The sequence below is a fragment of the Ancylobacter mangrovi genome, assembly GCF_024752335.1.
GTDB lineage: Bacteria > Pseudomonadota > Alphaproteobacteria > Rhizobiales > Xanthobacteraceae > Ancylobacter > Ancylobacter mangrovi.
Window position 1 is genome coordinate 113,774 of the sequence record NZ_JANTHY010000007.1, and the last position, 17,663, is coordinate 131,436.

General features: G+C 68.8%; 17 protein-coding genes. 9 read left to right on the forward strand and 8 right to left on the reverse strand.

The features are described from left to right. Positions 1 to 29: 29 nt before the first annotated feature. The 3 genes from xoxF5 to NVS83_RS17735 form a co-directional block, all read right to left on the reverse strand. A complete protein-coding gene (gene xoxF5 / locus NVS83_RS17725; protein WP_309486217.1) occupies positions 30 to 1,775 on the reverse strand; it encodes a lanthanide-dependent methanol dehydrogenase XoxF5 in 1,746 nt (581 codons plus the stop codon). Between the two features lie 477 nt (positions 1,776 to 2,252). Continuing rightward, entirely contained in the window at positions 2,253 to 3,230 is a 978-nt protein-coding gene (locus tag NVS83_RS17730) for a quinoprotein relay system zinc metallohydrolase 2 (protein ID WP_258740498.1), read from the reverse strand. A 54-nt stretch (positions 3,231 to 3,284) separates the two neighbouring features. Next, complete coding sequence (locus NVS83_RS17735) at positions 3,285 to 3,695, reverse strand: c-type cytochrome (protein ID WP_258740499.1); 411 nt, start codon at positions 3,693 to 3,695, stop codon at positions 3,285 to 3,287. 407 nt (positions 3,696 to 4,102) lie between these two features. On the opposite strand from NVS83_RS17735, the gene NVS83_RS17740 reads away from it, so the two are divergent. After that, positions 4,103 to 5,335: an FAD-dependent oxidoreductase gene (locus tag NVS83_RS17740; RefSeq protein WP_258740500.1), complete on the forward strand. Its 1,233-nt coding sequence runs from the start codon at positions 4,103 to 4,105 to the stop codon at positions 5,333 to 5,335. 250 nt (positions 5,336 to 5,585) lie between these two features. Further along, entirely contained in the window at positions 5,586 to 7,325 is a 1,740-nt protein-coding gene (gene poxB / locus NVS83_RS17745; protein ID WP_258740501.1) for a ubiquinone-dependent pyruvate dehydrogenase, read from the forward strand. 36 nt (positions 7,326 to 7,361) lie between these two features. Here poxB and NVS83_RS17750 read toward each other — a convergent pair whose 3' ends face one another. After that, a complete protein-coding gene (locus NVS83_RS17750; protein WP_258740503.1) occupies positions 7,362 to 7,985 on the reverse strand; it encodes a TetR/AcrR family transcriptional regulator in 624 nt (207 codons plus the stop codon). 230 nt (positions 7,986 to 8,215) lie between these two features. Between NVS83_RS17750 and NVS83_RS17755 the strand changes: the two genes are divergently transcribed. From NVS83_RS17755 to gst, 5 genes are all read left to right on the forward strand, one after another. Continuing rightward, complete coding sequence (locus tag NVS83_RS17755) at positions 8,216 to 9,178, forward strand: DMT family transporter (protein ID WP_258740504.1); 963 nt, start codon at positions 8,216 to 8,218, stop codon at positions 9,176 to 9,178. Between the two features lie 15 nt (positions 9,179 to 9,193). Further along, the gene (locus NVS83_RS17760) at positions 9,194 to 9,904 is read left to right on the forward strand and encodes a glutathione S-transferase family protein (protein ID WP_258740505.1); all 711 of its coding nucleotides are present in this window, start codon (positions 9,194 to 9,196) and stop codon (positions 9,902 to 9,904) included. A 10-nt stretch (positions 9,905 to 9,914) separates the two neighbouring features. Continuing rightward, positions 9,915 to 10,721, forward strand: coding sequence for an SDR family NAD(P)-dependent oxidoreductase (locus NVS83_RS17765; protein ID WP_258740506.1), 807 nt, complete (start codon positions 9,915 to 9,917; stop codon positions 10,719 to 10,721). A 43-nt stretch (positions 10,722 to 10,764) separates the two neighbouring features. Further along, positions 10,765 to 11,469, forward strand: coding sequence for a glutathione binding-like protein (locus NVS83_RS17770; RefSeq protein WP_258740656.1), 705 nt, complete (start codon positions 10,765 to 10,767; stop codon positions 11,467 to 11,469). Between the two features lie 211 nt (positions 11,470 to 11,680). Further along, the gene (gene gst / locus NVS83_RS17775) at positions 11,681 to 12,382 is read left to right on the forward strand and encodes a glutathione transferase, Atu5508 family (RefSeq protein WP_258740507.1); all 702 of its coding nucleotides are present in this window, start codon (positions 11,681 to 11,683) and stop codon (positions 12,380 to 12,382) included. A 20-nt stretch (positions 12,383 to 12,402) separates the two neighbouring features. On the opposite strand, the gene NVS83_RS17780 is transcribed toward gst, so the two are convergent. Genes NVS83_RS17780 through NVS83_RS17795 form a run of 4 tightly spaced genes read right to left on the reverse strand, consistent with a single transcriptional unit; the run spans position 12,403 to position 15,329 of the window. Further along, positions 12,403 to 13,143 (reverse strand): SDR family NAD(P)-dependent oxidoreductase, encoded by a 741-nt coding sequence (locus tag NVS83_RS17780; RefSeq protein WP_258740508.1) that lies wholly within the window; start codon positions 13,141 to 13,143, stop codon positions 12,403 to 12,405. A 3-nt stretch (positions 13,144 to 13,146) separates the two neighbouring features. After that, positions 13,147 to 13,584: a GlcG/HbpS family heme-binding protein gene (locus NVS83_RS17785; RefSeq protein WP_258740509.1), complete on the reverse strand. Its 438-nt coding sequence runs from the start codon at positions 13,582 to 13,584 to the stop codon at positions 13,147 to 13,149. Between the two features lie 3 nt (positions 13,585 to 13,587). Then, positions 13,588 to 14,490: an NAD(P)-dependent oxidoreductase gene (locus NVS83_RS17790; RefSeq protein ID WP_258740510.1), complete on the reverse strand. Its 903-nt coding sequence runs from the start codon at positions 14,488 to 14,490 to the stop codon at positions 13,588 to 13,590. After that, the gene (locus NVS83_RS17795; RefSeq protein ID WP_258740511.1) at positions 14,487 to 15,329 is read right to left on the reverse strand and encodes an alpha/beta fold hydrolase; all 843 of its coding nucleotides are present in this window, start codon (positions 15,327 to 15,329) and stop codon (positions 14,487 to 14,489) included. The genes NVS83_RS17790 and NVS83_RS17795 overlap by 4 nt, the downstream gene beginning before the upstream one ends. 368 nt (positions 15,330 to 15,697) lie before the next feature. Between NVS83_RS17795 and NVS83_RS17800 the strand changes: the two genes are divergently transcribed. Continuing rightward, positions 15,698 to 16,651, forward strand: coding sequence for a cyclase family protein (locus NVS83_RS17800; protein ID WP_258733424.1), 954 nt, complete (start codon positions 15,698 to 15,700; stop codon positions 16,649 to 16,651). Positions 16,652 to 16,727: 76 nt separating this feature from the next. Continuing rightward, entirely contained in the window at positions 16,728 to 17,660 is a 933-nt protein-coding gene (kce, locus tag NVS83_RS17805; protein ID WP_258733425.1) for a 3,5-dioxohexanoate:acetyl-CoA acetone transferase, read from the forward strand. Positions 17,661 to 17,663 lie beyond the last annotated feature (3 nt).

The window sequence follows — 17,663 nt, forward strand, 5'->3', positions numbered from 1 at the left end:
CCGCGTGCGGAGCGCCTCCAAGCACGTTCTCAGTTCGGCAGCGCGAACACCGTGAGCTGACCACCGAGGTTGGTGTAGTTCGACAGAGCCGCATAGCCGCCCACCGCGCCGAGGCCGGCATTGGGATCGGTCAGGCCGGCCGCGAGGCCGATGCCCGCCCATCCCCCGACGCCCGACAGGATGGCGATGTACTGCTTGCCGTTGTGCTCATAGGTGGTGACGTTGCCGATGATGCCGGACGGGGTCTTGAACTTGTAGAGCTCCTTGCCCGTCTTGGCGTCGACCGCCTTCAGGTAGCCTTCCAGCGTGCCGTAGAACACCACGTCACCCGCGGTGGCGAGGGCACCCGACCACACCGAGAACGGCTCGGGCAGCGACCAGACGATCTTGCCCTTGGTGTTGTCCCAGGCGATGAAGTTGCCCATGCCGCCATGGCTGTTCGGCGCGGGGAACATCGACAGGGTGGCGCCGACATAGGGCTGGCCCGCCGTGTAGCTGACGCGGAAGGGCTCGTAGTCCATGCAGACGTGGTTGGTCGGCACGTAGAACAGGTTGGTCTTGGGCGAGTAGGACGCCGGCTGCTGGTCCTTGGTGCCGAGCGCCGCCGGGCAGATACCCTTGGTGTTCACGTCTTCGCCCTGCTCCTGGGTCGAATACTTGGCGACGACCAGCGGACGACCATAGGTCGGGCTGTTCTTGTCCATGTCGACCTTGGTGGCCCAGTTGACCGCCGGATCGTACTTCTCGGCGACCAGCAGCTCGCCGGTCACGCGGTCCAGCGTGTAGCCGAAGCCATTACGGTCGAAGTGGGTGAGCAGCTTGCGCGGCTGGCCGTTGAACTGCTGATCGGTGAGGATCATCTCGTTCACGCCGTCGAAGTCCCACTCGTCATGCGGGGTCATCTGGTAGACCCACTTGGCCATGCCGGTGTCGGCATCGCGGGCCCAGATGGTCATCGACCACTTGTTGTCGCCGGGGCGCTGGGACGGGTTCCAGGTGGAGGGGTTGCCCGAGCCGTAATAGACGAGGTTGGTCTCGGGGTCGTAGGAGTACCAGCCCCAGGTACAACCGCCGCCGATCTTCCACTGATCGCCTTCCCAGGTCTTCAGCGACGAATCCTTGCCGATCGGCTTGCCGAGCGCGGTCGTCTTCTCGGGGTCGACGAGGAGCTCGCTGTCCGGGCCCATCGAGTAGCCGCGCCAGACCTGCTTGCCGGTCTTGGCGTCATAGGCGGTCACGTGGCAGCGCACGCCGAACTCACCACCCGAGATGCCGACGATCACCTTGTCCTTGACCGGCAGTACGGTCGCGGTGTTGGTCTCGCCCTTCTTCGGATCGCCATTGACGACCGACCACTTCTTCTCGCCGGTCTTGGCGTCGAGCGCCACCAGCGTCGTGTCGGCCTGGTGCAGGAAGATCATGCCGTCGGAATAGGCGAGACCGCGGTTGACGGTGTCGCAGCACATCACCGGAATGACGTTCGGATCCTGCTTCGGCTCGTATTTCCACACGATGCGACCATCGTTGTTGAGGTCGAGCGCGTAGACGATGTTGGGGAAGGGCGTGTGCACGTACATCATGTCGCCGATGATGAGCGGGCCGCCTTCATGGCCGCGCAACACACCGGTCGAGAACGTCCAGGCCACCTGAAGCTTGCCGACATTGCCGGCATTGATCTGGTCGAGCTTGGAATAACGGGTGTTGGCGTAGTCGCCGGTCTGAATACCCCACTGCTTGGGGTCTTTCATGATAGTCATCAGCCCGTCATTGGCCATAGCCGGCCAAGCATAGGCTGCCGCAGCACTGATGAATGCTGCTGCCAAAACCTTGCGCATGCCTAAATCTCCTCCTGAACGATCCTCCGGGACCGACCAACAGGTCGGCCCGTCGCGGCTTGTTGCCGTTCTGAGCTTTCGTCCTCGGCAGCGTGTCACGACCGGCTGGGGGAGAATCAGCCGGATCTTCACGGGGGCTCCTGCCCCAAGCTGGCCTACGAACCGGATCGAAGGATTGCCCCTCGAAAGCCGTTGAAGCCGAAGACGTAAGGAAGGCTAATCCGAATTCCTACAACGCGCAATAAGAACTCTTATGAGAAATAGGTCTTATTATGATTTTGCTGCAAGCGCGAAGAATATACAATATACCAGACAACTATACTTAATTCCCGCCCCGTTGCCCCGTGCGTATGCGCGTCGCTCGCGCGTGAGATAACTACCCCGCCGCCGGCGCGGTCATGCTGCGCTGCGGCATGCTCATTCCCACTCCAGCTCGTGATAGGCGGCGATGGCGTTGCGGGCGTTGAACTCGTCGAACAGCGACCATGATCCGCGCTCGCTTTGGGCGGTCGCGGCGGGGGCGTCGCCCATCGGCCGCCCCTCGGCGATGAGCCGGCGCACATCGTCGCGCAGCGCCGCCAGATAGCGCCGCTCGGCCTCGGAGGCCGCCGGCCATTCGACGCTGGCCGGCCCGTGGCCGGGAACGACGCGCGGGGCCGATTCGCCGGCGAGCGTCCCGAGCAGGTCGAGCCAGCCGAGCAGGCTGCCGTCGAGGGTGGGCACATGGCCGACGAACAGCAGGTCGCCGAGCAGCCAGGTCCCGGTGTTCCGGTCGCGGATGGTCAGGTCGTTGTCCGTATGGGCGGTCGGGCGCGCCGCCAGCTCCAGCACGCGCCCGCCGAGGTCGAGCGTCAGCGTGTCGTCGACCAGCAGGTCCGGCAGCACGATGCGGGTGCCCCTGCCCTGCTCGCCGAGCATCCGGTCCACCTGCGCCAGATAGGTGTCGGCGCGCACGGAGAGCGCACGCGGCATCTTGTGATGCGCGACAAAGCGCACCCCTTGCGCCTCGAACGCCGCATTTCCCAGCGTGTGGTCGGGGTGCATGTGGGTGTTGACGACGTAGCGCAGCGGCCGGCCCGTCGTCGCGCGGACCGCCGCCAGCATGCGCTCGCCCGCCAGCCGGCTGTTGCCGGTGTCGACCACCGCCGCCGCCTCCGCGCCGACGATCAGCGTCATGTTCGCGATCGCGCCGCCATTGGACGGAGCGATGATCTCGTAAGGCGCGCGGAACACGAAGATGCCGTCGGCGACCTTCTCCAGCGGCACGGGCGCGGCACCGCCGGACGGTCCCGCAGCCGGCGGGTCCGATGCGGCGCGCGCGCGCCCGCCGCCGGCGACGAGCGCGGCAGCGAGCGCGAGGAAGGAACGACGGTCGGGCCTCGGCACGTCAGGCATGGCAGCCTCCGCGCGGTTCCCCCGCGGAAACCCGCGGCGGCTACTTCCTCGCGGCTACTTCTTCGGCGTGCCGTCCGCGTTGAAGCTGGACAGGTAGGCGATGATGTTCGCGCGGTCGGACTCCTTGGGCAGCCCGGCGAAGACCATCTTGACCCCCGGCATGAAGCCCTTGGGGTTTTCGAGATAGGAGTTGAGCACCTCGGCGGTCCACACATCGCCCTTGGCGTTGTGCTCCTTCAGCGTGTCGGAATAGCTGAAGCCCTCGATCGAGCCCATCTTCCGCCCGACGACGCCGTTGAGCTCCGGGCCGACCTTGTTCTTGGCGTTCTCGCCGACCGCATGGCAGGCCATGCATTTGCGGAAGACCTTGGCGCCCTTGTCGGCGTCGCCGGCCTCGGGGCTCTGGGCAAGAGCGGCGGTCGTGCCCAGCACAAGCAGGGCGGCGGCTGTGATGTAGCGATTCATGGCGTCCTTCCAGGCAGAGATCGTTCGTGGCGCCCTTATGACGGGGCTTGTACGGAACTTGTCAGGCAGCTCGCAGCGCCGCCGAACACTTAGAATGATGCTAGACGAAAAAAGGTCCAGCCCCGACATAGGTCCATATCGCGGCGCATTTCGTCGCGGACGATGAAGCCGCCCGGCGCCCAGAATCCTTCCGCAACCGGACGTCGCCCCGGCCGATGCTTGCCGCCGGCAACATTGTTTTCGCGCGGCGCTTGCGTCGAAATATCCCACCTCGGCGGACCGTAGGTTCTTCACCCGATCGCCGGGCGCGAACGTTTCCCGTAGCGTCCGCCGGCCGCCATCGGCCGTAACGGAGGGTGAGGACGGCGGCTCGAGGAAAGACCCGGAATGCGGTGAGGAGGCAGGGCATGGCTGATATCGAGACAGGTTGCGCCATCGTCGGCGCCGGGCCCGGCGGGCTCATGCTCGGACTGCTGCTGGCGCGCGCCGGGGTGGACGTCACGGTGCTGGAAAAGCACGGCGACTTCCTGCGCGACTTTCGCGGCGACACCATCCATCCCTCGACGCTGGAGATCATGCGCGAGCTCGGCCTGCTCGAGGGCCTGCTCGCGCTTCCGCACACCGAGGCGCCGCGACTGCACGCCGAGATCGGCGGACGCGACATCACCATCGCCGACTTCTCGCGCCTGCCCACGCAGTGCCGCTTCATCGCCTTCATGCCGCAATGGGAGTTTCTCGACTACGTCGCCCGCGAGGCCGCGCGGCATCCGAATTTCCGTCTCATCATTCAGGCGGAAGTGACAGACATCATTGACGAATCGGTGAAGGTCGCCGGCCTCGTCGCCCGCACGCCGGATGGCGATCTGACGGTGCGCGCCGCGCTCGTCGTCGGCGCGGACGGGCGCCACTCCGTGGTGCGGGAAAAGGCGGGGCTGGAGGTGGAAAGCTTCGGCAGCCCGAGCGACGTGCTGTGGATGAAGCTCTCCCACCAGCCGGACGATCCGCCCTACACGATGGGCCATGGCGGCCCGCGCCAGGGCTTCGTGATGGTCGATCGCGGCGACTACTGGCAGTGCGGCTATGTGGTGCGCAAGGGCAGCTTCGCCGAGGTGAAGGAGGCCGGGCTCGACGCCCTGCGGGCCGCGGTCGCGCAGGTCTCGCCCCTGCCCGCCTCGCGCATGGAGGAGATCCGCGACTGGGCCGACGTACACCTGCTCAGCGTGCGGATCGACCGGCTGAAACGCTGGTGGCGGCCGGGCGTGCTGTGCATCGGCGACGCCGCCCACGCCATGTCGCCGATCGGCGGATTCGGCGTGAACCTCGCCATCCAGGACGCGGTGGCGGCCGCGAACATCCTCTCCCGGCCGCTGCGCGATGGAACGCTGAGCGAGCGCGACCTCGCCGCGGTCGAATCGCGCCGCAGCTTCCCGACCAAGGCGACGCAGAAGCTCCAGCTCATGATGCGCCGCGACCGGCGCAAGCGCGAAGGAGAGGGCCACGGAAACAGAGCCGAGACGGCGCCCGCGCGCAGCGGCCCGCCCGCCTTCATGCGCTGGATCGCCCGCTGGCCGATCCTCGCCCACCTCTCCGGCCGGTTGATCGGCCTCGGCTTCCGGCAGGAGCATGTGAAGGCGCCGTAGGCGATTTCCGACGCCCGGGCCGCGTTGCCGCACTGGCGGCATGCCCCCTCGGCCGCCGGCGCGAGGTCGGGATCGCACGCTTCCACCCCGGCCCCGGCTCGACCTCTCTCTGCTACGCAGGCATTGTCGGGCCCGGAGTACCCGCCGGGGCCGGCCGTTCGGCTCCATGCCGGCATCGCGTCGCCCGGCGGACGTGTCGTCCGGCCGCCCTATAGTGCGCCGGCAAAGCAAAACTGGAAGCGAGAGTGACATGCCCGCACCGACCTGCGCCGACCTCATCGCCAGCACGCTCGCCGAGATCGGCGTCGAACGCATCTGGGGCGTGACGGGCGACAGCCTCAACGGCTTCAACGACAGCCTGCGCCGCCTCGGGAGCATCCGCTGGATGCATGTGCGCCATGAGGAGACGGGCGCCTTCGCGGCCGGGGCCGAGGCGGCCGCGACCGGCAATCTCGCCGTCTGTGCGGGAAGCTGCGGGCCCGGAAACCTCCATCTCATCAACGGCTTGTTCGACTGCCACCGCAATCATGTGCCGGTGCTGGCGATCGCCTCCCACATCCCCTCCTCCGAGGTCGGGCTGCATTATTTTCAGGAGACCCACCCGCAGGAGCTGTTCCGCGAATGCAGCCATTATGTGGAGCTCGTCAGCAACCCGGAGCAGCTCCCCCGCGTGCTTGAGACCGCGATCCGCACCGCCATCGGGCGCCGCGGTGTCGCGGTCATTGTGCTGCCCGGCGACGTCTCGCTGAAGCCCGCCCCGGCCGGCGCCACCGAGCGGATCGCCCCTGCCGCGCCGCCGGTGGTCCTGCCCGCCGACGCGGATCTCGACCGGCTCGCCGGGCTCCTCGACGGCGCGCAGGCCGTCACCCTGATGTGCGGCAGCGGCTGCGCGGGCGCCCACGGCGAGGTGGTGGCGCTGGCGGAGACGCTGGGCGCGCCGGTGGTGCATGCGCTGCGCGGCAAGGAGCATGTCGAATGGGACAACCCGTTCGACGTCGGCATGACCGGGCTGATCGGCTTCTCCTCCGGCTACCACGCGATGGAGAACTGCGACACGCTGCTGCTGCTGGGCACCGATTTTCCCTACCGCAACTTCTATCCGACGAAGGCGAAGATCGCCCAGATCGACATCCGGCCCGAGGCCATCGGGCGCCGCGCGCCGGTCGCGCTCGGCCTCGTCGGCGACATCGGCGCGACGTTGAAGGCGCTGCGCCCGCGCCTCAAGCGCAAGGGCGAGCGCGGCTTCCTCGACAATGCCCGCGCCCACTACGCCGACGCCCGCAAGGGCCTCGACGCGCTGGCCTACCCGAAGGCCGACGACCCCCGCATCCACCCCCAGCATCTGGTCCGGCTGGTAAGCGAGCTGGCGTCGGAGGACGCGATCTTCACCGCCGATGTCGGCACCCCGACCGTGTGGGCGGCGCGCTACCTGAAGATGAACGGCAGGCGCCGGCTGATCGGCTCCTTCAACCACGGCTCGATGGCCAATGCGATGCCGCAGGCGCTTGGCGCGCAGGCCGCCTTCCCCGGGCGGCAGGTGATCTCGCTCTCCGGCGATGGCGGCTTCTCCATGCTGATGGGCGACGTGCTGTCGCTGCGCCAGCTCGACCTGCCGGTGAAGATCGTCGTGCTGAACAACGGCGTGCTCGGCTTCGTCGCCATGGAGATGAAGGCGGCGGGCTATCTCGACAGCAACACCAGCCTCGACAACCCGAACTTCGCCGCGATGGCGGAGGCGATCGGCCTGCGCGGCATCCGCATCGAGCAGCCCGCCGCGCTGGAGGACGGGCTGAAGGCGGCACTGGCGCATGACGGCCCGGTGCTGGTCGACGTGGTGACCGCCAAGCAGGAGCTCGCGATGCCGCCGAAGATCCAGCTCGAACAGGCCAAGGGCTTCAGCCTGTTCCTGATGAAGGCGATCATGAACGGGCGCGGCGACGAGGTGATGGAGCTCGCCCGCACCAATCTGCGCGGCAAGAGCCTGTTCTGAGCAAGGCTGGCCTGCAAGGGGGGCGCCGGCCCGCTCTCACTGGGGGCGGGTCGCGGCGGGGGCCTCGCCCTGCCACTCGGTACCGGCGAGCAGCGCCAGCGCCGGCGCGACGACGCCCTCCAGCAGCGCCCGCTCGGGCCGCACGCGGGCGAGCACCCGCACGCCCATCAGCACGCCGAGCAGGTGGCGGGCCAGCATCTCCGCCGGCTGCGCGCGCGTGATCGTGCCGTCGGCCTGCCCGGCCCTTACGCGGTCGAGGAAGAAGTCCTCGATATGGACCAGCACGTCGGCGACCAGCTTGCGGAAGCCTGGATCGTGCGGCGCCACCTCGAGCGCTGCGTTCACCAGCATGCAGCCCTTGTGCTCGTGGTCGCCGAGCGAGCGGGCCACGATCTCCTCGAAGAAGGCCGCGATCGCCGCGCGCGGCGCCAGCGTCTCGCAGCGCTCGATGCGGTCGGCGATGCTGCTCTCGATGTAGTGATCGAGCGCCCTGCGGTAGAGCGCCCGCTTGTCGCCGAACGCGTTGTAGAGGCTCGCGGCGGTGATGCCGGTGCTCTCCACCAGGTCCCTGACCGAGGTGGAGTCGTAGCCCCGGTGCCAGAAGCACCGCACCGCCACCTCCAGCACCGTCTGCTCGTCGAATTCCCTCGGCCTCGCCATCCCTTCACCCGCTCGCCTTCGCTTGCGGCATCTTGCCAGCTTCCGCGCGAGCATGCATTCTAGAATGAACGTACTAAAACTCAAGGTGGCGGCCGCGCTGCGCCGCACCAGGGCCGGCCGAGGCGCCTCAAGCCGCCGGAGCGGGCCGGAAGGACGATCACCATGGAACGCAACCGACCGCCCGCCGTGCTCGACGCGGAATTCGGCCGCGTGGCTGGCGCGGTCGCCCGATGAACGCTGACGACGCGCTGCCGCGTGACAGGGAGGCGGGTACGTCCGCCCGGGCGCCGCGCCTGAGCCGGTCTCTGCTCATCGGCTTCGGCTGGGCGGCGCTGACGGTGACCATCTTCTCCGGCTGGTTCGTGGTCACGCGCTTCAGCGTCACGCGCGAGCTCAGGATCTGGGACATCACCGCCCTGCGCTTCGGCATCGGCGCGGTGCTGCTCGCGCCCGCCGTGCTGCGCCCCGGCCGCGGACTGCCGCTCGCCGCCTGGGGCGAGGGCCTCGTCTTCATGCTGCTGTGGGGCGTTCCCTTCGTGCTGCTGGTGGCGCTGGGCCTTCGCCTGACGACCGCCGCCCAGGCCGCGTCGATCACCCCCGCCCTTATGCCGGTCTTCGCCGGGGTCTTCGCCTGGACCTTCCTGCGCGAACGACAGGGGCGCGCCCGCTGGGTGGGCTACGGCGCCATCGTCGCCGGCATGGCCGCCCTCGTCGCCGCGGGTGCGGCCGTCCACGGTGCACCGAGCCCGGCCGGCCTCGGCGCGCTCGCGCTCGCCGCCGCCATGTGGGCCACCTACACGCTGCTCTATCGCCGCAGCGGGCTGAACCCGATCCAGTCGGCGGCGCTGATCTGCGTCTGGTCGGCGGTGCTGTTCCTTCCCGCCTATTGGCTGCTCGGCCTCAGCCGCTTTTCCGATGCCTCGGCGGGCGAGATCGCGCTGCAGGTCGTCTACCAGGGCGTGCTGATGAGCGGCGTCGCCATCATCACCTTCAACCGCTCGGTCGCCCTGCTCGGCTCCAGCGCCGCCACCGCCATCATCGCCCTGCTGCCGGCGGTCGCCTCGCTGCTGGCGGTGCCGATTCTCGGCGAGGTGCCGAGCCTTCCCGAAGCCGCCGCCATCGCCGTCATCGTCGCCGGCGTGCTGCTCGCCGCCCGGCCGACGCCGGACCGGCGAACGTCCCCATCCACCTGATCCGAGGAGACGCCCATGATCCGCTTCTATTTCCACCCTACGCCGAACCCCGCCAAGGTCGCGCTCTTCCTGGAGGAGACGGGCCTGCCCTACGAGGTCGTCCCGGTCGATACCAGCAAGGGCGAGCAGCACGCGCCCGCCTTCCGCGCCATCAACCCGAACGGCAAGGTGCCCGCCATCGTCGACACCGAGGGGCCGGGGGGTAAGGAGACGCGCGTGTTCGATTCCACCGCGATCCTCCTCTACCTCGCCGAGAAGACCGGCAAGCTGCTCGGCGCGCCGGCCGACCGGCCCGAGTTGCTGTCCTGGCTGATGTTCCTCGCCTCCGGGCTCGGCCCGTTCTCCGGCCAGTCGGTGCACTTCCAGTTCGCGGCGCCGGAAGACGCGGTCTATGCGCGCAACCGTTACCGCCGCGAGGCCGAGCGCCACTACCAGGTGCTGAACGACCATCTGGAAGGACGCGAGCATATCGTCGGCGACAGCTACACCATCGCCGACATCTCGGCCTGGGGATGGCTCGACCGGGCGTCGCGCGTGCGCAAGGGCGAGGAGGACCCGCTCGGCCCCTACCCCAATCTCAAGCGGCTGTTCGAGACGGTGGACGCACGCCCGGCCGTCGCCCGCGCGCGGCAGGTCGGCGCCGGCCACGACTTCAAGAAGGTCAATGACGAGGAGACCAGGCGCGCGCTCTTCCCGTCCAACTACCACCCGTCCCCGGTGGCGTGAGGAGGCCGTCATGCAGCTCAGGGACAAGAAGGTCCTCGTCACCGGCGGCTCCAGCGGCATCGGCCTCGCCATCGCCCGGGTGCTCCTCGGCAAGGGTGCGAAGGTGGTCGTCACCGGCCGGCGGCCGGACACGCTCGCTGCCGCCGTGGACGAGTTGAGGAAGACCGGCGGCGAGGTCCATGGCGTCGCCGCCGATGTCGGCACCGCCGAGGGACGCGCGGCGACGCTGAAGCAGGCGCTCGACACGCTGGGCGGGCTCGACATCCTCGTCAACAACGCCGGCGGGGTGCGCGCGGGGCGGCTCGAGAACACCTCGGAGGCCGAGATCGAGGCGATGGTGACGGTCGACCTGCTGGCGCCGATCCTGCTCACCCGCGCGGCGCTTCCCGCGCTGCGGGCCGGCGGCGACGCCATGGTGGTCAACGTCGCCTCGGGCATCGCGCTCATCGGCGCGCCCTTCTATACGAGCTATGCCGCGGTGAAGGCCGGCCTCGCCCGCTTCGGCGAGGCGCTGCGGCGCGAGCTGAAGGGCGAGGGCGTGCACGTACTGACCGCCTATCCCGGCGCGACCGAGACGCCGATGATGGCCTCCAACCGTGCCGGGCCGGAGCTCGGCTTCTCCCGCGAGCCGGCCTCGGCGGTCGCCGAGGCCATCGTCGAGGGCATGGAGGCGGGCGCCTTCGAGGTGGTCCGCGGCGGCGAGGCCCGCGCCAGGATGATCGCCATGAACCGCGACGATCCCGCCGCCGTCGACGAGCGCTTCCTCGGCCTGAAGCCGGCGCTCGAGGAGGCGGTCCGCGACCATTCCGCGCTCTGACGGCCCTGCCGCGAGCGCCCATCACGACAAGCGAGTGAGCGAGATGATCGAACTCTATTACTGGCCGACGCCGAACGGCCACAAGATCACGATGTTCCTGGAGGAGGCGGGGCTGGACTACACCATCCACCCCGTCAACATCAGCGCCGGCGACCAGTTCAAGCCGGAATTCCTGGCCTTCTCGCCGAACAACCGCATGCCCGCCATCATCGACCTCCACCCGGCCGATGGCGGCGAGCCTATCACGGTGTTCGAATCCGGGGCGATCCTGGTCTATCTCGCCGAGAAGACCGGCCGCTTCCTTCCCGCCGACACGCGCGGGCGCAAGACCGTGCTCGAATGGCTGTTCTGGCAGATGGCCGGCCTCGGCCCGATGGCCGGGCAGAACCACCATTTCGGCGTCTACGCGCCCGAGAAGCTGCCCTACGCCATCAACCGCTACGTGAACGAGACCAACCGGCTCTACGGCGTGCTCGACCGCCGGCTGGAAGGGCGCGCCTTCATCGCCGGCGACGACTACTCCATCGCCGACATGGCCTGCTATCCGTGGATCGTGCCGTGGAAGCGCCAGCAGCAGAACCTCGACGACTTCGCCAATCTGCGCCGCTGGTTCGACGCTATCCGCGAGCGCCCCGCCACCCAGCGCGCCTATGCGCGGGCGGATGCCTACTCCGCCCAGCCGGCGGTGACGGAGGAAGGCAAGAAGCTGCTGTTCGGCCAGACCGCCAGCAGCGTGCGCCAGAACTGACCAGAGGGTCGCCCGGCGGCTCTCCGTCGTCGCCGGGCGGCCTTCATCCACGCGACATGGCGCGGGCCGATGCTTGCCCGGCGGCCCTGCGGAACCGCCGGGTATCGCCCCGAAAGTGCCGCGGGCGGTGCCGGCGGCGCTGGACCGGGCGCGATCCTGCATTAGCTAAGGCTATCGGCTGAAACCGATCCTGCGACCGGGAATCCGTGAAATGTCCGACTACGAACTCTATTACTGGTCCGTCCCCTTCCGCGGCCAGTTCGTGCGTGCCGTGCTCGCCCATGCCGGGAAGAGCTGGACCGAGGGCGGCGATGCCGCGATCGGCGAATTGATGGACAAGGCGGCGCGCGACATGCCCGTGCCCTTCATGGGCCCGCCCCTGCTGGTCGACAGGAAGGCCGACCTCGCCATCGCCCAGATGCCCGCCATCATCCTCTATCTCGGCGAGACGCTGGACCTGATGCCCGACACCCCGGCCCTGCGCGCCATGACGATGAAGATCGTCAACGACGCCAACGACGTGATCGACGAGATCACGCTGGATGGCGGCCGGCAGATGTGGACCGAGAGCCGCTGGGAGGAATTCGTCCCGCGCCTGAAGAAATGGATGTCGTTCTGGGAGGAGACCGGGCGCCGCCACGGGCTGAAGAAGACGTCCGGCTTCCTGCTCGGCGGCAAGGCTCCCGGCATCGCCGACGTCGTGACCGCCACCCTCTGGTCCACCATGACCGAGCGCTTCGGCGCGATCGGCACCCTGCTCGACGAGGCCGCGCCGATGACCGCCGCCCTGACGCGGCGCGTCGCCGAGGTGCCCGCGCTCGCCGAGCTCGCCGCCAGGGCCCGGAAGGACTATGGCGACGCCTATTGCGGCGGGCAGATCGAAGCCTCGCTGCGCAAGGTGCTCCACGCCTGAGCACCCGCGCGGGAGATCATCTACCGCGCCGTCCAGCCGCCATCGACCCGCAGGCTGTCGCCGGTCACGAAGCGCGCGGCGGGCGACACCAGGTAGAGGATCGACTCGGCGATGTCCTCGGGCGTCGGCAAATCGTTCATCGGCAACATGTCGTAGACGAACCGCTTGAACTCCGGGTCCTCGAACATGCCCTTCGTCATCGGCGTCATGACGAAGGTCGGCGCGATCGACACCACGCGGATGCCGCGCGGCGCGAGCTCCACCGCCATCGCCTTGGTCAGCCCCTCCACCGCGTGCTTGCTCATGCAGTAGACGGTGCGCTTGGGCGAGCCGACATGGCCCATCTGCGAGGACATGTTGACGATGACCCCGCCCGATCCCATCACCCGCGTGGCGGCGCGGGCGACGCGATAGACCGAGCGGATGTTGAGATCGATCATCCAGTCGAGCGTCTCGTCGTCGACGTCGACCATCATCCGGGGCCGGTTGCCGCCGGCATTGTTGACGAGGATGTCGAGCCCGCTCATCGCCTCGATCCGGGCGAGGAAGGCATCGTCGCGCACATCGGCGGCGAGGGGCTCGATGCGCCCGTCACCCTCCCCGGCCAGCGTCTCGAGGTCGCCGGCCGTGCGCGCGACGGCGACGACATGCGCGCCCTCCCGCGCCAGCGCCAGCGCGGTCGCCCGGCCGATGCCCTTGCCCGCGCCCGTCACCAGCGCCGTGCGCCCCTCGAGCATGCGCCCGCCCGTGATGCCGCCCACCGCTCAGCGCTCCTCGGTATCGGCGACGAGCCCGGCCGCCGCGATGCCGGCGAGCGCGCAGGTCTCGTCGACGTCCGACGTGTCGCCGCTCACGCCCACCGCGCCGATGATCCGGCTGTCCGCGTCGCGCACCAGCACGCCGCCCGGCACCGGCACCATGCGCCCGTCCGAGGCCGCGGCCAGCGCGTTGAAGAAGGTGCCCATCTTCGCCGCCCGCGCGGCGAGGCCCCGGCTCGAGATGCCCATGCCGAGCGCGCCCCACGCCTTGCCGTAGGCGATCTCGAAGCGGACGATCCCGCTGCCGTCCTCCCTCTTGGCGAGCTTCACGTGCCCGCCCGCGTCCAGCACCACCACGGTCAGCGGCTGGGCGTCGAGGCCCCGCGCCTTTTCCAGCGTCACCCGGGCGATGATGTCGGCCTGCTCCAGCGAAAGATCGGCCATCGCTCAATCCTCCGTGCCGCGCGGCTCGGTCATGCCCTTGAGCACGGCGAACAGCGAGGCGGTGTCCTCTTTGCCCCGCCCTTCGGCGAGCGCGGCGAAGTAGAAGGGCAGGCACGCCGCCATCAGCGGGGTCGGCGTGCGCATCTCGCGAGCGAAGTCCATGATGAGCTGCAAGTCCTTGATGTAGATGTCGTGCTTCATCGTCGCCGGCTCGTAGCGGTTCTCGATCATCAGCGGCGCGCGCACCTCGAACATGCGCGAATTGCCGGCACCCGAGCGGATCGCGTCGAAGACGAGGTTGAGGTCGAGCCCCGAGCGCTCGGCCAGCAGCAGCGCCTCGGCGGTCGAGAGGTTGTGGATCGTCACCAGAAGGTTGGCGATGTATTTGAGCTTGATGCCGGTGCCGAAGCCGCCGCAGTAGCGCACGTCGCGGGCAAAGGCGCCGAAGGCCGCCTCGACCTTGCGGAAGCCCGCCTCCTCGCCGCTCGCATAGATGGCGAGGTCGCGCATCGCCGCCTGCGCACCGGTGCCGCTGACGGGACAGTCCAGCACGATGGCGCCTTTCGGCTCCAGCGCGGCGCGGCAGGCTTCCTTGGCCTCGATCGGCAGCGTGCCCATCTCGCACACCACGGCACCCGGGCGCAGCGCGCCGGCGAGGTCGGCGGTCACGATCTCCAGCGCCTTCACCGAAGGCAGCGCCAGCAGAAGGATATCGGCCCCTTCGGCGACCTCCCAGGCCGAACCGACGGCGCGCCCGCCCTGCGCCGTGAGCGTCGCCATGGCGGGCTCGGTGACGTCGGTGCCGACGACCTCGTAGCCGCGCTCCAGCAGGTTCTTCGCATAGGCGGAGCCCATGATGCCGAGGCCGACGATGCCGACGGCCTCCTTCTTCGTCTCAACTGTCACGCAACCGACTCCGCAGCTTGTCTGGAAAGGTCGAGGAAATCCGCCAGCCGGGCATTGAAGCCGGCAACGTCTTCCATATTAGCGATATGCGCCGCACCCGGGATCGAATCGAAGCGCGCATCGGGCGTCGCATCGGCCATGGCGCGCATGGCGTCGGCCGGCGCGGCGCCGTCCTCGGCGCCGCCGATGAACAGCACCGGCGGCTTCATGCCGGGCAGCCGGCGCAGATAGTCGAGCCCCTTCAGCGCCTCGGCGCAGCCGATATAGCCGACCGGCGAGGTCGACAGAACCATGCGGGCGGCGCGGTCGATCACCTCCGGGCGCTCCTGCCGCGTCGCCTCGGTGAACCAGCGCTCCATCGTGCCCGCCAGCACCGCGCCCATGCCGTGCCCCGACACGGCGGCGATGCGCTGGTCCCAGCCCGCCACGAAGGGCGGCGGGGCATCGGCGCGCGCATCGGCGCAGACCAGCCGCCCCACCCGGCCGGGATGGGCAAGGCCGAGGCCGAGCGCCGTCATGCCGCCGAGCGAGAGGCCGAGGACATCGGCCCGGCCGACGCCGAAATGGTCCATCACCGCCACGAGGTCCGCCACCAGTATGTCGAAATCATAAGGTCCCGACGGCGCGCTGGAGCGGCCATGGCCGCGCGTATCGTAGCGCAGCACGCGGTAGGCCTTTGTGAGGAACGGGATCTGGTCGTCCCACATGGTGAGGTCGGTCGCGAGCGAATTGGAAAGCACGATCCAGGGCAGGCCCTCCGGCCCGTCCACCCGCGCGGCGAGCTGCGCGTCGCCGGACGCGACGACATCCGTGATCTCCGGCCCGGTTGAACCCGTCATGGCACGTCTCCTCTCCCGATTGTCCGCCGGGGCGTTTGCCGCCTCCGGTCCTTAGGTGACGCTAGCGAGGGCGCGGGCGCGCGGCGAAACCATGAGTTCTGATCGCGCCGATCAGGATCGCTGATGCCCCGCCTGCCCGCCGGCGCCCGCCGCGCTATCCCCCTCCCTGCGATTCGAGCTCATCTGACGATTGACAAAGCCGGTCATTCGTTCTGATATTTATCAGACGATAAACAAATTCGACGGCATTGAAAAGCCCGTCGCGCCATCTGGGCGCCGCCCGCCGGCATCGGCATGCGGCGCTGCCTTTCCCGGCCGTGCCGGGCCTGTCGCCGGCTCAAAAGAATCCGAAAAAAGTGAGGAAACCCATGGATATCACCGTCGGACGCGACGCAATCGCGGAAGCTTCCCGCAAGCTCTCGAACTGGGGGCGCTGGGGCAAGGACGATCACAGCGGCACGCTCAACCACGTCACGCCGCAGGACATCGTCGACGCCGCCAAGCTCATCAAGAGCGGGCGCGTCTTCTCGCTCGGCATCCCGCTGGACCGCGAGGGCCCGCAGAACGGGCTGTTCGGCGGGCGCTTCAACCCGATCCACCAGATGCTCGCCACCGGCACCGATGCGGTGAGCGGGCAGCAGGACTGGAACAAGATCCGCTACGCCGACGACACGCTGCACCTGTGCGTGCAGGGCGCGACGCACTGGGACGCGCTGGGCCACGTCTTCTACGAGGACAAGGCCTATAACGGCCACGACGCCAAGCTGATCGACTCGCGCGGCCTGTCCGTGCTCGGCATCGAGCATTCGCGGGCGAAGATGAACGGGCGCGGCGTGCTGCTCGACATTGCCCGCTTCCGCGGCGTCGACTGGCTGCAGGATGGCGAATCGATCTCGAACGACGAGCTCGACGCCTGCGCCAAGAAGCAGGGGGTCGAGATCCGCAAGGCCGACTTCGTCATCATCCGCACCGGCCAGATGGAGCGCTGTCTCGCCGAGGGCGAATGGGGCGGCTATGCCGGCGGCGACGCGCCGGGCGTGAAGTTCGAGAACTGCTACTGGTGCCACGAGAAGGAGATCGCCGCGATCTGCTCCGACACCTGGGGCGTCGAGGTGCGGCCGAACGAGACCACGGATGCCAACCAGCCCTGGCACTGGGTGGTGATCCCAGCCATGGGCCTGTGCATGGGCGAGATCTTCTACCTGAAGGAGCTCGCCGAGGACTGCGCGAAGGACGGCGTCTACGAGTTCTTCTTCTGCGGCCCGCCGCTCATCATCACCGGGGGAACCGGCTCGCCGATCAACCCGCAGGCGATCAAGTAGCCCGCGTTCCGGACCGCACCGCAGGACGGCGGCACGGCGCCGCCGTCCCCATTCCGCTCATTCCCGGAGCCGATCCATGGCCACTGCCCGCAAGGTCATCGTCACCTGCGCCTGCACGGGCGCGATCCACACCCCTTCCATGTCGCCGCACCTGCCGGTCACGCCGGACGAGATCATCGCCGACGCGATCGGCGCCGCCGAGGCCGGCGCGGCGATCCTTCACCTGCACGCCCGCAATCCCGAAACCGGCAAGCCGGACCAGACGCCCGAGGCGTTCGGCCGCTTCCTGCCGCAGATCAAGCAGCAGACCTCCGCCGCCATCAACATCACCACCGGCGGCAGCCCCTACATGAAGGTCGAGGAGCGGGTGCTGCCGGCCGCGACCTACAAGCCGGAGGTCGCCTCGCTCAACATGGGCTCGATCAATTTCGGCCTCTACCACCTGCTCGACCGCTACAAGGACTTCAAGCACGACTGGGAGCGGCAGCATCTCGAGGCGACGCGCGATCTCGTTTTCCGTAACTCGTTCAAGGACATCGAGTACATTCTCGAGACCTGCTACGACAACGGCACCCGGTTCGAGTTCGAGTGCTACGACATCGCCCACCTGTACAACCTCAAGCACTTCCTCGACCGCGGCCTCGTCAAGCCGCCGCTGTTCGTGCAGTCGGTGTTCGGCATCCTCGGCGGCATCGGCACCCACCCCGAGGACATCATGCACATGAAGCGCACCGCCGACCGGCTGTTCGGCGACCAGTACCGCTGGTCGGTGCTGGGGGCCGGCGCCTCGCAGCTCCGGGTCGCCGCCATGGCCGCCTCGATGGGCGCGAATGTGCGCGTCGGCCTCGAGGATTCGCTGTGGATCGGGCCGGGCGAGCTCGCCCCCTCCAGCGGCGCGCAGGTGCGCAAGGCACGGCAGATCCTCGAAGGCATGGGCCTCGAGCTCGCCTCCCCGGACGAGGCGCGCGAGATCCTTCAGCTCAAGGGCGCGGACCAGGTCGCGTTCTGAGGG